Source organism: Ureibacillus chungkukjangi (assembly GCF_044795995.1).
GTDB lineage: Bacteria > Bacillota > Bacilli > Bacillales_A > Planococcaceae > Ureibacillus > Ureibacillus chungkukjangi.
On sequence record NZ_CP085009.1, the window covers coordinates 975031 to 989204 of the forward strand.

The 14174-nt window shown below is 41.2% G+C and carries 15 protein-coding genes; 14 read left to right on the forward strand and 1 reads right to left on the reverse strand.

Translation table 11 applies throughout. The features are described 5' to 3' along the window. Positions 1-441 precede the first annotated feature (441 nt). The 14 genes from LG296_RS04890 (at position 442) to LG296_RS04955 (ending at position 12264) form a co-directional block, all read left to right on the forward strand. Entirely contained in the window at positions 442-1254 is an 813-nt protein-coding gene (locus LG296_RS04890) for an SAF domain-containing protein (protein WP_404427577.1), read from the forward strand. Between the two features lie 18 nt (positions 1255-1272). Next, positions 1273-2433: an AAA family ATPase gene (locus tag LG296_RS04895; RefSeq protein WP_404427578.1), complete on the forward strand. Its 1161-nt coding sequence runs from the start codon at positions 1273-1275 to the stop codon at positions 2431-2433. 12 nt (positions 2434-2445) lie between these two features. Beyond that, a complete protein-coding gene (locus tag LG296_RS04900; protein WP_251401420.1) occupies positions 2446-3795 on the forward strand; it encodes a CpaF family protein in 1350 nt (449 codons plus the stop codon). After that, positions 3792-4718 carry a type II secretion system F family protein gene (locus LG296_RS04905; protein WP_251401417.1) on the forward strand — a complete coding sequence of 309 codons (927 nt, stop codon included), beginning with the start codon at positions 3792-3794 and terminating at the stop codon, positions 4716-4718. Before LG296_RS04900 ends, LG296_RS04905 begins: the two co-directional genes overlap by 4 nt. Positions 4719-4722: 4 nt before the next feature. After that, a complete protein-coding gene (locus tag LG296_RS04910) occupies positions 4723-5655 on the forward strand; it encodes a type II secretion system F family protein (RefSeq protein ID WP_251401414.1) in 933 nt (310 codons plus the stop codon). 15 nt (positions 5656-5670) lie between these two features. Further along, positions 5671-5877, forward strand: a complete 207-nt coding sequence (locus LG296_RS04915) for a hypothetical protein (protein ID WP_404427579.1) — start codon at positions 5671-5673, stop codon at positions 5875-5877. A gap of 99 nt (positions 5878-5976) precedes the next feature. Continuing rightward, positions 5977-7389 carry a VWA domain-containing protein gene (locus LG296_RS04920; protein ID WP_404427580.1) on the forward strand — a complete coding sequence of 471 codons (1413 nt, stop codon included), beginning with the start codon at positions 5977-5979 and terminating at the stop codon, positions 7387-7389. A gap of 22 nt (positions 7390-7411) precedes the next feature. After that, a complete protein-coding gene (locus LG296_RS04925) occupies positions 7412-8950 on the forward strand; it encodes a hypothetical protein (protein ID WP_404427581.1) in 1539 nt (512 codons plus the stop codon). Between the two features lie 123 nt (positions 8951-9073). Beyond that, positions 9074-9448, forward strand: coding sequence for a hypothetical protein (locus LG296_RS04930; RefSeq protein WP_107932685.1), 375 nt, complete (start codon positions 9074-9076; stop codon positions 9446-9448). Further along, positions 9445-10113, forward strand: coding sequence for a hypothetical protein (locus tag LG296_RS04935; RefSeq protein ID WP_404427582.1), 669 nt, complete (start codon positions 9445-9447; stop codon positions 10111-10113). Before LG296_RS04930 ends, LG296_RS04935 begins: the two co-directional genes overlap by 4 nt. An 8-nt stretch (positions 10114-10121) precedes the next feature. Continuing rightward, the gene (locus LG296_RS04940) at positions 10122-10565 is read left to right on the forward strand and encodes a hypothetical protein (protein WP_404427583.1); all 444 of its coding nucleotides are present in this window, start codon (positions 10122-10124) and stop codon (positions 10563-10565) included. Positions 10566-10569: 4 nt separating this feature from the next. Then, positions 10570-11160: a hypothetical protein gene (locus tag LG296_RS04945; RefSeq protein ID WP_404427584.1), complete on the forward strand. Its 591-nt coding sequence runs from the start codon at positions 10570-10572 to the stop codon at positions 11158-11160. 76 nt (positions 11161-11236) lie between these two features. Continuing rightward, on the forward strand, positions 11237-11629 hold the full coding sequence (locus LG296_RS04950) for a pilus assembly protein (protein WP_404427964.1): 393 nt from the start codon (positions 11237-11239) through the stop codon (positions 11627-11629). Continuing rightward, positions 11626-12264, forward strand: coding sequence for a Tad domain-containing protein (locus LG296_RS04955; RefSeq protein ID WP_404427585.1), 639 nt, complete (start codon positions 11626-11628; stop codon positions 12262-12264). Before LG296_RS04950 ends, LG296_RS04955 begins: the two co-directional genes overlap by 4 nt. Before the next feature lie 944 nt (positions 12265-13208). Here the strand turns inward: LG296_RS04955 and LG296_RS04960 are convergent. Next, entirely contained in the window at positions 13209-14090 is an 882-nt protein-coding gene (locus LG296_RS04960; RefSeq protein WP_404427586.1) for a DMT family transporter, read from the reverse strand. Positions 14091-14174 lie beyond the last annotated feature (84 nt).

A 14174-nucleotide genomic window follows, 5' to 3' on the forward strand; every position in this document is an offset into this window, starting at 1 on the left:
TATTCAACCCAAATCCATCCCCAAACCCTCCAACCAAATTCCAATCATCCCAAACTATTTCGAACGCAAATATCTTCAATTCGAACTACCTAAAAAAATGAAAAATTCCGGAAAATCGTACTATATTCATAGTTCCCTTATTTAGAATGTGACCTCTGCCCCCATTTACCAAATCATTCGACAAAATTCTACTGTTTCTACAGAAAATATTAAATCGGTATTTCAGAAATCGAAACTATCCGCTCATGCCTATGTATCTATGAAAATGAATGTGAAATTCCGCCCACCTTTGACAACTTTTGTTACTAATTTATACTAAAAACTGTAAAAAAGTGTTTTGTTGGTCGCCCGTAATAAGATTCACTCTTATTTATGGTAGACAAAGGCATAGCTACACACCAAGTTTTAAAAAAAATAGTGAATTAGAAGGTAGGGGAATTTGTGTTAGAAGCAAAACGACGTGCAGCCATTTTTCTTTTATTAGCCTTTATCTTAGCGGCGGTGGCCGGCTATTTAGTCTTAGAAAAGGTTAAACAATTGAATGCAGAGCTAGGCGGAATGGTTGAAATTTATGTTTCCAATGGAGATATCCCTGCTCGTACATTACTTCACTCAAGTCAATTAACGAAAATGGAAATTCCTCAAAAATTCCTAACAGCCTCTCATATTACTGATGAAAATGACATACTCGGGCAAGTATCGGTTGTTCCTTTAAAGGAAGGCGATATTATAACAGACAATATGCTGAAGAATTATTCCAACCTGCAAAACGAAAATAATCGTCTCGTTGCCCTTTATCGAACAGACAAAATACAGTTTGATCAAGAAATTGCCGCACTCGATCGTGTTGATATCATCGTATCAATTGAAGAAGAAGGCAAGAAAAACACTGAGCTTTTCATGAAGGATGTAGCCGTAGCCTTTGCACAGGGCACAGGTGAGAATTTTGCTGGTATTGGTGTAGAAGTTTCTTCGGAGGCTGCCACGAAGCTAATCCATATGCAAAATTACGCAGAATACATACGTGTGCTAAAGGCGAATGTTGGTCAGGATGTTGAGATTTCAGAGGAACAGCAGAAGCCAGCAGAGGAAGTTAAAGAAGAAACGCCAACTCCAACGCCAGCTGACTCAACCGAAGCAGAAACAAAAACCGAAACTCAAGCTGAACAACCAAAAGATCCTGCAACTGAAACAAATACCGAAGAGGCTCCTGCCTCAAATACGACCGCTGAATCTTCAGAAGGAAATTCGTAAGGGGAGGGGGATGCAATTATGGAGTCAAAGTTAAATTTATTAGTAGTGAGTGATGATCATGTGCTTCGTCAGCAGCTTCAAACGATTGCTGAAAATACCGAGGAAAATGTACTGGCAGCTTCAACATCAGATGCCATTCGGGAAATGAATCGTGAAACCAGAGATATAGTCATTATGACACAGCCTGAAACGGATATTGCCATTGACCTAGTGCAATCCATGAAGCAGATCAATCGCTCCGTTTTAATCATTTTTATAGCTGAGCGAACAGATTTTGTTTTACTACGGAATATGATGCGGGCTGGAGTGGATGAGTTTTTTGTCTTCCCAGAGGAAACCTCTCTCTTTACAAGTCGATTCCCAACAACGGTTAAAAATTATTCCATTACGAAAAGCTCAAAAGAAACGCTATCCTCTATTTCCTTTGGTCGAGGAAGAGGGCAAATTTATTCCTTCTATAGTGGGAAGGGTGGAAGTGGAAAATCGGTTATTTCCTCAGTTCTTGCTCAGACATTAAAGCTTGAGTCGACTGCTGAGGTCATTTTAATTGATTTAAATGGTCAATATGGTGGCGTTGAATCGATGTTCTCAATTGAGGCAAATCGCTCGCTAGCAGATCTTCTACCTGTAATTGAAGAGTTGAACGAAAGTCATATTCGAAATGTATCGAAAACAGAGCAGCATTCAAAGCTTGAAATCCTCGTCAGCCCAATTGATGCAGAAGTGGCAGAAACATTGGGCGAAGAGTTTGTTGCAAAGCTCCTCAGAACATCTCGCCGGGCTTTCGATTACGTAATTATCGATTTACCTTCCTCACTGAATGGTTCAGTAATCACAGCGATGGAGGAGTCAGATAAGATTTTTTATGTGTTAACTCCAGATACTCCGGCATTACGTGTTTTAAAGCATTATGAAGAACTTGCCGGGCGAATTGGTGTAAATTTAATGGGGAAAATGGAGGTCATTCTAAACTTCATTGCCAAAGAAAATGAGGTTCAGGAAAAGGATCTAAAAAACGTCCTGCGTTATCCAATTGCCGCTACCCTAAGAAAAGATATTAAGGGATTGCAGCCTTTTGTAAACAAGGGAGAGCCTGTTCGAAAAGTGGTGAAGGAGCGCAAGCTGATTCCTTTTGCTAAGGACATTCGGAAGTTTTCTCGGGAAATTTTAAAATCATAAGGGGGTATCGTAATGGCTTCTATTTTCGAGAGAAGAAAAGAATTAGCTTCACAAAAGAAGACAGTTTCCTATCAATACGATAACCATCTTGTAGATGAGCTTGTGGAGCACTATAAGGCTCGTTTACTGCGTGATACCAATTTAGAAGCATTGACTCAGCTTTCTCAAGGTGAAATGAGACTGAAAATTGAGCAATATGTGTCCCAGTTTATGTCTGAGGAACGAGTAGTTATCTCCCGTCATGATAAGGAGCTCCTTGTTACAAGGATTCTCGATGAATCAGTTGGATTAGGACCACTAGAGCCGCTCATTAATGACCCAACGATTACGGAGATTCTTATCAATGGCTATAACGAGGTTCATGTTGAGCGGAAGGGGAAGCTTGAGCAGGTCAATATCACCTTCCGCGATGATGAGCATGTTCGCCATATTGTCGACCGAATTGTTGCACCGCTTGGCAGAAGAATTGATGAAAGCTCTCCGATGGTAGATGCTCGATTGCCTGATGGAAGTCGTGTGAATGCAGTGATTCCACCCGTGAGCTTAAATGGGACGCTCGTTTCGATTCGAAAGTTCCGCGCAGAGCCATTTCAAATGGAGGATTTGCTCGAATTTAGCTCGCTTGATGAAAATATGGCCTTATTCTTGGACTGTGTTGTAAAGGCGAAGATGAATATGCTGATTTCCGGTGGTACCGGGTCGGGGAAAACAACTTTATTAAATGTTGCGGCAAGCTCGATTCCGAAATTTGAACGGGTGATCACAATAGAGGATTCTGCGGAGCTTCGTTTGAATCGTTCGAATGTTGTAGGAATGGAGGCCCGTCCTGCTAACGTGGAGGGAAAAGGGGAAATCACGATTCGGAACCTCGTGCGAAATGCACTTCGGATGCGCCCTGACCGTATTATCGTCGGGGAGGTTCGTAGTGGGGAAGCCTTCGATATGCTCCAAGCCATGAATACGGGTCATGAGGGTTCAATTACTACAGTCCATGCCAACACGCCAGATGACGCATTAAGACGTGTTGAGTCCATGGTTGTCATGGCGGGGATGGACCTCCCATCCTCCATTATTCGCGAATTCATTGTCGGGGCACTGGATATTATTATTCAAGCAACGAGATTAACAGATGGAACACGTAAAATTGTGTCCATTTCAGAAGTGCAAAAGCATGAGAATGGTACAACCGAAATCGTTGAGATTTTCACCTTTAAACGAATTGGAATGTCTGAGCAAGGAGATGTCATTGGGTATTTTACTCCGACTGGAAGGAAGCCTCAATGTCTAGAAAGAATCCGAATGTTTGGCATTGAAGTTCCGGAATCTCTCTTTAGACCGGAGCCTCAGGAGGTGATTGTATGACGACTGCTGCTATTGCTTTTGGTGCAGTCCTCTTATTCACCTTTGGATTCTATAATCTACTAGGCTATCGAAAAGAAAAGAAGGAATGGCGAAAGAAGACGCACCAGTTTTACCGGGAAGGGGAAAAGCGGAAAAGTGTCATCGTTTTATGGGGCTCGAAATTCGACAAAACCGAAACGGCAAAGGAAATGGAAGGAAAGCTTCAGGATGCCAATATTCCCTTTACGCCATCTGAATTTTGCGGGGCTTTAATCGTTTCCTATATGGGGATTTTGTTCGTTCTTGTTAATTTTTTCGATGTTCCCCCTTTGATTGGGTTAGTTCTGTCCCTTCTGCTCCTTGAAGCAGGTAGAAGGATGCTCTTTAAAATACGAAAAGATCGTAGAAGACAAATTCTGGTCGACCAATTGCCTGATATTTGTCGTCTACTTGCCAACTCAACAAGGTCGGGGATGACGTTAAATCAAGGGATTCAGCTAGTGGCAAAGGAAATGGCAGAGCCAGCAAAAAGTGAGTTCAAAAATTTAGCTCATGAATTGTCCTTAGGGATTGACTTTGGGAGTGCGATTCGAGCATTAGAGAAGCGGATTGATAACAAAGAATTTCATCTCTTTACTGCGACCTTACTCATTCAAAAGCGAGCTGGTGGGAACCTGTATGCGGTGTTGGATGAAATGAGTCAAACCCTCGATGATCGTAAGCTACTTAAGCAGGAAATCAAAACGATGACTGCTGAGCATAAATATATTGCTTATATTGTGCCGGTCATTCCAATTTTTCTTGTTCTGATGATGAACAATGTAGTGGATGGATTCCTCGATTCTTTATTTACAGGGATAGGATTAATATTATTTGCGATATTTGTAACAGGAACTGTCGCAACGTTTTTCATTATCAATAAGATTACAAACATTAGGGTGTGACGAAATGGATGGAATTATAGCGATCACCATTATACTTACTGTTTTCTTTATCGGGGTATCACTTCGAGCAGTCTATGTCTTTCTCACGAAGCGTCGAGAACTGAAAACGACTGTGGCTGACACCTTATATGTTTTTGATGGCTTTCAAAAGAAAGAAAGTCGAAGGGGTAAATTATTGGCCAAAATGCTGCATTTTGCAGATGATTTTTCAGACCTTGGACAGCGCATTAACTTCTTTAGCGAAAATGGGGATGTGAAGAAGTGGATCATACAAGCGGGTTATCCATATGGCATTACGGTTGAACGCTTCCAGGGCTTGAAGGTTTTCCTGCTAATCATTGGGGTAATGGTTGGCGGCATCATGCTAGTGTTGGGATTTCCTTTCTCACAGTTTATGGTCATACTTTTGCCGATTGCTGGCTTTGCTAGCGCCATTTTATGGATTCGCTCCAAAGCTAAAGCACGTCAGGCAGAGATTTCATACCAGCTCCCAGACTTTCTGGACACGATGAGTGTGACATTACAGGCAGGGGTTGGCTTAACGCAGGCCTTAAGAGATATCGTCCCTTATTTTGTGGGACCTATTAAAGAGGAATTTGAACGTTTTCTTCAAGAAATTAGTGTAGGAGTACCAAGAGTAGAAGCCTACCGATTATTGCTGGAGCGAAATGAGTCAAAAGAGTTTCAGATTTTAATAAAATCATTGATTCAGGGGGAGCGGCTAGGTGTTCCAATTGCAGCCTCCTTTAAACAGCAGGCCGAGGAAATGAGAAAGCTGAAGAAGGAAATGATCAAGGAAAAAGCTGCAAAAGCCTCACCGAAAGTGACGCTGGTAACTACCTTTCTGATTTTACCTTCCTCCCTCATTCTAATCGGCGGCCTGATGATACTTAATATGTTTAACCAAAATAGTGGGATATTCGATTTACTCAAATAAAAGGAGAGAAAAAACATGAGAGAAAAAATGCAAGGATTATTATTACATTTGTTCGTGCCGGTGAAAAACGAAAAAGGTGCACAATCGCTGGAATGGCTAGGCTTAGCTGCGTTATTGATTTTAGTTTTAGGGATTATTTCTACAGCGGTAAGTAATCAAGAGGGGTCAATTACAACATTGATTGGAAACATCATTCAAAAGATTAGTGGAATGGTAGGTTAGAGATTATCGGCTATAAAACAACTAGAAAAAACCATCTTAAAAACACAAATAGCACACCTTAAGGAATAGTGACTATTGAAATAGTAGGAGTTGACGAGATTGCAAAGGTTTTATGGCTTACTAATAATCTTCGTATTTACTTTCCTTGTTGCAGCTTGTAGTGATAAGGAAGTGCAAGAAAAGGTTGTAGCTGAAGAACAGAATGATGTGACGGCTACGGAAGAACCTGCCATCGAGCAAGTGGACGACACCAATGAGGAGCCAAAAGAAGTCCAGGATGAGGATACACTCGTAGGTCCGCCTCTTCCAACGACCCTTGAGGAGCTTGAAAAGTTACCCTCTGGTTATACAGAGCATATTAGTCTGCTTGAAGAAGAGGGAATGCAGCTGACGGATGAATTGACAAAAAATCTACCAGATATCTCGAATAGTCCAACGAATGAAGAATTAGATCGCTATTATGAAGCGATTTTATCCGTATATCAGCAGGATTATGAGGGACCTGGGGATTTAATCGAGCAAATGAAGTTCCAAACGATTGGTAGTCCAGAGATTGAAGATCCTCGCTATCAATTTAAAGAAAACTTAAATGTAATGGTTATTTTGGATGCTTCAGGCAGTATGGCAAATTTTGAGGGAAGCGTTACGCGTATGGATGCTGCTAAACAGGCCATTAACCAATTCGTAAAGGGCTTGCCTGAAGGAACGAATGTTGGGTTACGTATCTACGGGCATCTTGGTTCAGGGAAAAATACAGATAAGGCATTGTCCTGTAGTAGCAGTGAATTAGTCTATCCATTAAGTACTTATAATGCCGGAAATTTTGATCAGGCGTTGTCTAAGGCTGGCCCTGCTGGCTGGACACCTATTGGTCTTGCGTTTAATGAAGCTAAAAAAGATTTAGCTTCCTTTAAAGGAGAATCCAATACAAACATCATTTACTTAGTGAGTGATGGAATTTCTACCTGTGAGGATGATCCTATTGGTGCTGCTAAATCTTTATTCGACTCAGATATTACACCGATTATGAATATCATCGGATTTAATGTAGACCAACAAGGGCAAAAGCAATTGCAGGAAATTGCAACGGCAACTGAAGGTTCTTATCAAAATGTTAAGGATGCACAGGGGCTTCAAGACCAGCTGAACGAAGCGAGTAAAATCGCAGAGAAATGGAAGCAATGGAAAACATCTGAAGAGGGCTGGATCAATTATTATAAGGTTGATAATTCCCTGGATATTTTCGGCTATCATACTGAAGAATTTGGAAAATGGGTTAATGAAAGGCAAGCGATTGGTTTCGCACTGACTTTTCTTCTGCAAAAACGAGAAAAAATGTCTAGTGAAGCCCATGATTATTTACAGCAAAAAAACAAAGAATATCATGCTTGGATTGAAGATGAATATGGTAAGCTGCGCGATGAGTTAAAGGCGATGAACGAAATGAATCACGCAGAAGCAATAAAAGCTTTAGAAGAAAAATATCTTGAAAACACAAGTAACACACCGTAATCGAAGAAAGTGAGGTGAAAGTGTGAAAGGCAGCAGCTTACGAAAAGGTATTGCAATTTTTATGATTGCATTTATGTTGTTCTGGTCAGCCTTACCGTCTATAACGATGGCCTTCTTTATTACACCAGGTAATGCCATTAATGCGGGAGACCCAATATCAGGAGGGCAGCCCATTACTGGTGGGCAGTTCATCATTCCAGGTGATCCAGTTGATGGAGGAAATGCCTATCAAGGCGGCCCGGTTTTACAGGGTGGGAACGGCGCAATTTCTGGTCAGCCACTGATTCCACCTTATCAAAGCAGTAACGGGCAATGGATTATCCCGAATGTTGCTGGGACTTTGCCGATTAATAATCCAATCTTGACTGGTGGAGCTATGACAGGGGGCGAGGGTCCTTCTGGAGGCGAAGCGGTTAATGGAGGGAATGCAACTGAAGGTGGAGAAGGAACAACTTGCGGGGAAGCTGTTAATGGTGGAGAAGGCAGTACGTCAGGTGATTCGATAACTGGAGGCGATCCTACTAAAGGTGGCGAAGGCCCAACCAGCGGCAATGTCGGAAGTGGGGGCGATCCTGCTAAAGGTGGCGAAGGTCCAACCGGTGGGAATGCCGGAAGTGGAGGAGATCCTGCAGAAGGTGGCGAAGGTCCAAGTGGTGGAAATGCCACAGATGGAGGCGATGCTGGGAATGGTGGTACAACTACAGGCAGTAATTCCATTGATGCGGGCTCTTCCGCAGAGGTTGATAGAGGAATCGCTGGTGATATTCACGCTATAGTAAAAAATACTAGACGATATATTACGAGCTTTGGTAAGACATTTATGGAAGGGGCAACTGCTGCATATGCAGGCTTTGATTTCCAGCAATTAAAATCGGGAAATTATAAAGTTGTCGGAAAAAGCTCCATAAAAAATCCGGTATTCAATTATTTCTATGATAACTATAAGAAATATAGCTTAGACGGCCGAGATGCTTATATGCCTGCTGGGAAGTCGAATCCAAAGCCATATCGAGTAACGACTTTCCTGGACAGCAAAAAGTTCACGAATTTTAGCTCAGTCTCGAGTGCATTAAGCAGTTCGTGGAGTAGTGTGAAGTCTAGTCTAAATGATGGCTTTAATGTCTTTTCGAAAAAATTCTGGTCTCTATCAAACACCATGAAGCTAAATGGACCAGTAAATCTCATTTCCTCAGCATTTACGAGTGTTTACGATTATGGCTGGGGGAACAAATCCAATCAAGGCTTGTTATCCTCTAACTTTGCAGCCGATTTAACAGTTGACGTTGCAGTTGGTGCAGGGACAACTGCTTTATCTGCAGCTCTCTCTAGTGCAGCTGCTGGTGCGGTTGCAGGCTCAGTTGTACCGGGCTTAGGAACAGCTGTTGGAGCAGTCGTTGGTTTAGGTGCTGGATTATTGTCTACCTACCTTATTAACGGTACCGAACCAGGCCGCCGTGCGAAGAAATGGGTTAGTGAAAAGCTAAGTCAAGGCTATAGTAAGGTAGCTGATGGAGCAAAGGGATTATTTAATGGGGCAAAAAAATTATTTGGTTTTGGCTGATTGGAAGAAGAGTTGTTCCTATAAGGGGACAGCTCTTTATCCCCAAAAGGTTAGTAGCAAATAGAATACATAAAATTTCTAGCATCAATGCATCCGCAACAGAAGAAAGGGGGCTTTAACTATATGTTTAATACCATCAAATTTTTACAAGCTCTTGGGGCAAGTTTGTTAGTGACGATTATCGTCTCGTTTATCATTGGCTTTATTCCAATACACAGCATGAACTTATTCGTTTTTATTCAATTGCTTCTCACGTATGGAGCTATGGGGTATTTTGCAGCAAAATGGAATCCACAAACTCCCTACACAACAGCTTATTTGGGAGCGTTAGTCATTGCTGTTACGAGCTTCCTTCTTTCACATTATGTATTTAATATTTTAGTTTTTACAGATCCGGAGGGAATTGCACGAAGCCTGACGTTTGCTGTTCTGACGAGTTTACTAGTTGCCTATATCTATACAGTAATTAGAACAAGAAGAGAAGGTGTTCTCCAATGATTCGTGATATTTTCGATATTTATAACCGGAATTGGAGTCAAATATTAATTTGGTCTTTTTTAATCATTCTTCCTGTGACGACACTAAGTTTTTTAGGTATGGTTTATGTCATTAGCTCAGAAGATTCAATTGCTCCTCATTACTTTGCGGGGCTTGCGCTTTTGCTGAATTTTTTGATTTGTATACCACCATTTAAGAAAATGGTTCATATTGATAAACAAGATGATACGATTAAGCCGATCGACGGGATACGATTTTTCTGCAAGCAATTCGGAATCATCCTCGTCTTTACCAGTATTATTTACTTTATTGCCTATTTGGGCATGTTTCTATTGTTTATTCCAACTGTGCTGGCGATGATTTTTTTATTAGTTTTCCCATTCTTTTCAGAGCAGCGAAGTGTAAAGGAAGTACTGTACCAATCTGTAAGAGCTATTGTGAGAGAAAATTTTGCACTGATTGGTGATCTCATTGTGATTTTAAGTATTAATCTAGGAATTTGGGCGATTCTCATGCTCTTTTTTGAGCAGTATGACAATAATTTATTGGCTTATTTAATCATTCGCAGTGTGCTAAATATGCTCATATTCCCGTTTTTCTATATTTACTTAACGCTGAGATATCAAGCAACGCCAAGCGGCCAACTAGCGAACGAAAGATGGTGATGAAGCGGATGGAAAAATTAATAAGTAACGAGCACATCCAATTAGATTTTCGGAAAACAAATCTGATGCTTATGATTTTATGGTCTTTTGTAACATTGGGTGCCTATATTGGGGTATGGTTTTTAAAACAAAGAGATACCATTCAGCAGTTTCCCACTAAGCTTGGCATTCACTTTGGGCTTTGGCGATTCTTTACGATTGCTTCCTTTGTATTTTTATTTATCAAGATTTTTGGCGGGATTATTTTAAGTGAATACGGAATAGACAATATTCAATCCTATGAAACGATTTTTAACTTCTTCTTTATAGGGCTGCTCTATTATTCTATTTTCCGTTTAAAAGAAGGCTTAGAGGATGAATACGGCATTTCTTTGAATTTTTATTTACTAGTATTTTTTCATATTTTCTATATTCAGTTTAAACTGAACCAATCACAGTTAGTAAAGGGATGATGTTATGAAGCAGCAACTACCAACTGTATCATTTTCGAAAAATCGGGTTTTTATCACATTATTTCTACATGTCGTAATAGGAGCAATGAGCAGCTTTGCACCAGAAGAGAATGTAGGCACGTGGATGAAAATCAATATTCTATTGGCACTTATTCTGGGGCTGACAAATTACATTCTATGGATTAACCATAAGAATGATAGTAAGCGGTATTTTTCATTACATTCCTTTGTGATGATGCTGGGGGTTGCTTTTTATATGATGGCGCCAGCCTTTAGAAGTCTTTACCCATCCATGTTTTTCTGGATTTTATTAGTCGTGACGATTGGATTTTTAGTGTTTCTTTTACTTAAGCGTGATGATATTACGAGAGCGCTTGTTAACCCTCAAGATGCGTGGTTTAAGAAAATCGTCTTTGGCTATTGCGGCGTTATATTTATTACGGGCAGTACGTTATGGGCTTACATGCTTGCGACACAAACTGGCCCATTCATGCCGGTTGCCATTATGCTCTTTTTTATAGGTATCTTTTTAATGATGGTTTCACCAGCCATGCTATCGACACCAAAACGTGTAAGGGAGCTAGAACAGCTGTGATATTGGGGCGTGGCTATTCTGCTTTTTGTGATAGAAGTACATAAGAGGATAAGCGAAGGAGGCGATTTGTTTGAAGGTGAGAAAGTTGCTAAAAGAGGAAAGAGGGTCGCTTTCGATTGAGTTTTTAGGGATTCTTCCATTATATTTCTTCCTCTTTCTCTTACTTTGGCAGGTGGTAGCTTCCGGCTATGCGGTAATAAGCTTAAAAGCGGTGGCATCTGATGCAGCCCAAGTTTACGCGGTATCAGAGGATTACTATGAAATAAAAGAAGTGATTGATCAATCAATCGGTGGTTCTTCGCTATTGCGAAATCATAATTTTGTCATCCAAAATGTCTCTGGAAGTGCTGATTTATTTGAAATCAAAATTACAGCCAGCCATCCATTAGTATTTCTGCCAGATAGCATTGCCAATCGAGCTTCCATCTCTATCGATTCAAAGGCAACAGGAAAGGTGCTTGTCCCATGAAGCATTTAAAAAATGAAAAGGGCAGTGCAGCAATATTCCTGCTGTGGATCATGACAGTCATTATCGTTCTGTCACTTCTCATCGTCAATATCGCCAAGGTCTATGCCGTCAAGCAACAGGCATCAACAGCCGCGCAACTAGGAGCCTTTGCAGCAACGAGTGAGATTTTGTTCGCCACCGAGGAAGCCATCAAGGATTTTGATAAGGCCATGCTAGAGACACTTGGAGAAGGCGAAGAATACGAGGCTTTATGGGATGAAATCGAAGAACGCAAAAAAAGCTATCTAGCAAATGGGGGCGGGGAGCAAAGGGCTTATATCAAGGCTTTAAATGAAATGCTGCCTGGGAGATTAGGAGACCAGATTCTTAAAGGCTTTTTCAATGCCAAGTTTCGCGCCGATGCAGCCCTCAGTACAAAAATTTATACTACCGTCCAAAGAGTCGTCCGAGAAAACGAAGGCAATGACGAGCATCTCGAAATCATCATCTCTAAAGAAAAGTACCGAGTCGAAGTCAAAACAGACGCCACCTATAAGACCATCGCGAGCGGAGAATACATCAACAGCTTCTCCAAAGATATCCCACAAGTCGGCTACGGCCCCGAACTAACCTATTTACAATATATACTGAACTAAGATCGCTCCAGAAGAAGGTGGAATTCTTTTGGGGTGATTTTTTTTTGTTGGGGTTGGGAAAACGAGTCGACTGCGGACAAGGCGGCATCAGCTTTTTGTGATGAAGGACAGTAGAGAGAAGTCTAGAGTTGAAAGTGTCTTTCATTAAGGGGATGAAAGACAGTAGAGTGAAGGACAGCAGTAAAAGTGTCTTTCATAAAGGGGATGAAGGACGGTAAAGCGAAGTCTAGCATTGAAAGTGTCTTTCATAAGAGGAATGAAAGACAGTAGAGCGAAGGACAGCAGCAAAAGTGTCTTTCATTAAGGGGATGAAAGACAGTAGAGCGAAGGTCAGCATTGAAAGTGTCTTTCATAAGAGGAATGAAAGACGGTAAAGCGAAGTCTAGCATTGAAAGTGTCTTTCATAAGAGGAATGAAAGACAGTAGAGCGAAGGACAGCAGCAAAAGTGTCTTTCATAAGGGGATTGAAAGACAGTAGAGCGAAGGACAGCATTGAAAGTGTCTTTCATAAGGGGGATGAAAGACAGTAGAGCGAAGGACAGCAGCAAAAGTGTCTTTCATAAGGGGAATGAAAGACGGTAGAGCGAAGTTTAGCGTTGAAAGTGTCTTTCATAAGTGGTGTGAAAGACAGTAGAGTGAAGAACAGCAACAAAAGTGTCTTTCATAAGGGGAATGAAAGACGGTAGAGCGAAGTCTAGCGTTGAAAGTGTCTTTCATTAAGGGGATGAAAGACAGTAGAGCGAAGGACAGCAACAAAAGCGTCTTTGATAAGGAGTGTGAAAGACAGTTTAGCCAAGAACAACAACAAAAGTGTCTTTCATACAGAAGATGAAGGGCAGTGCGATAAAGAAAGTCCATTAAGAATTCTAAGATTTCAATAATATATAAACTACAGCACTAAAAAACGCGAGCTCTCCTCTACCAGCTCGCGCATCTCTTATCACTTATATTTTAGTTTCCTGAGGCAAACCCTTCCGCTTGCGCTGATAGTTTACTAAATAAATACTAAGTCCAACGAAAATCATTCCATAGAATAGATTTACTGTGATTGCTTCATCTAAAAAGATTGCACTAATGATGACCGAGAGTATTGGCACGAGAAAAGTAAACGCCCCTACTTTGCTTGCTTCCCCTTCATTTATCAGCTTGTAATAAAGAATTTGAGCAATTGCCATACCAGCTGTGGAGCCCCAGATTAAACTAGAAATGAGTCCCATATTCCAAATGATGGTGCTTGCATCCTCTGTTACAAAGCCGCCAAACAATAGAACGGCTCCACCGATTACTAGCTGCATAACCACCATCCAATAAGGGTCTACCCGTGTTTTATTTTTCTTCACATATACGACACCACTCGCCCATACTAAGGCAGTCGCAAGAGCAAGCGTCACGCCAATTGCGGACACATGGATTGTCAGACCGTCCATGCTCACCAAGAAGATGCCGATAAAACCAAGGACTAAGCCAATAATTTTGGTGATTGTCATCCCTTCACCTAAAAACCACCAAGCGAGGATTCCTAACAAAACTGGTTGAAAATAAACAAGAACTGAGAATAATCCACCAGGCAAATAAATGAGACCAACCGTTTGAATACCTAAATAGAGCACGATATTTAAAGTCGCCGAAATTAAATAGTACCGCCAATTACTCTTAAACCGTAAACGGTGCCTGTTTTTCCAAGCGATTACTACTAAAATCGCACCCCCAACAAATGCACGAACCCCGGCAAATAAAAGCGGAGGCATAAAATTAACCCCATTCTTATAAATCGGCCAACTCACACCCCAAATCAAAATCAACAGCACAAGCAGCGTATACGACATCAACTTGGAACTCTCGTTTCCCACAAGCAAACCTACTTTCTAAGGTGTGCCTGGTACACACACAATTCAAGCACAATTCAGAAT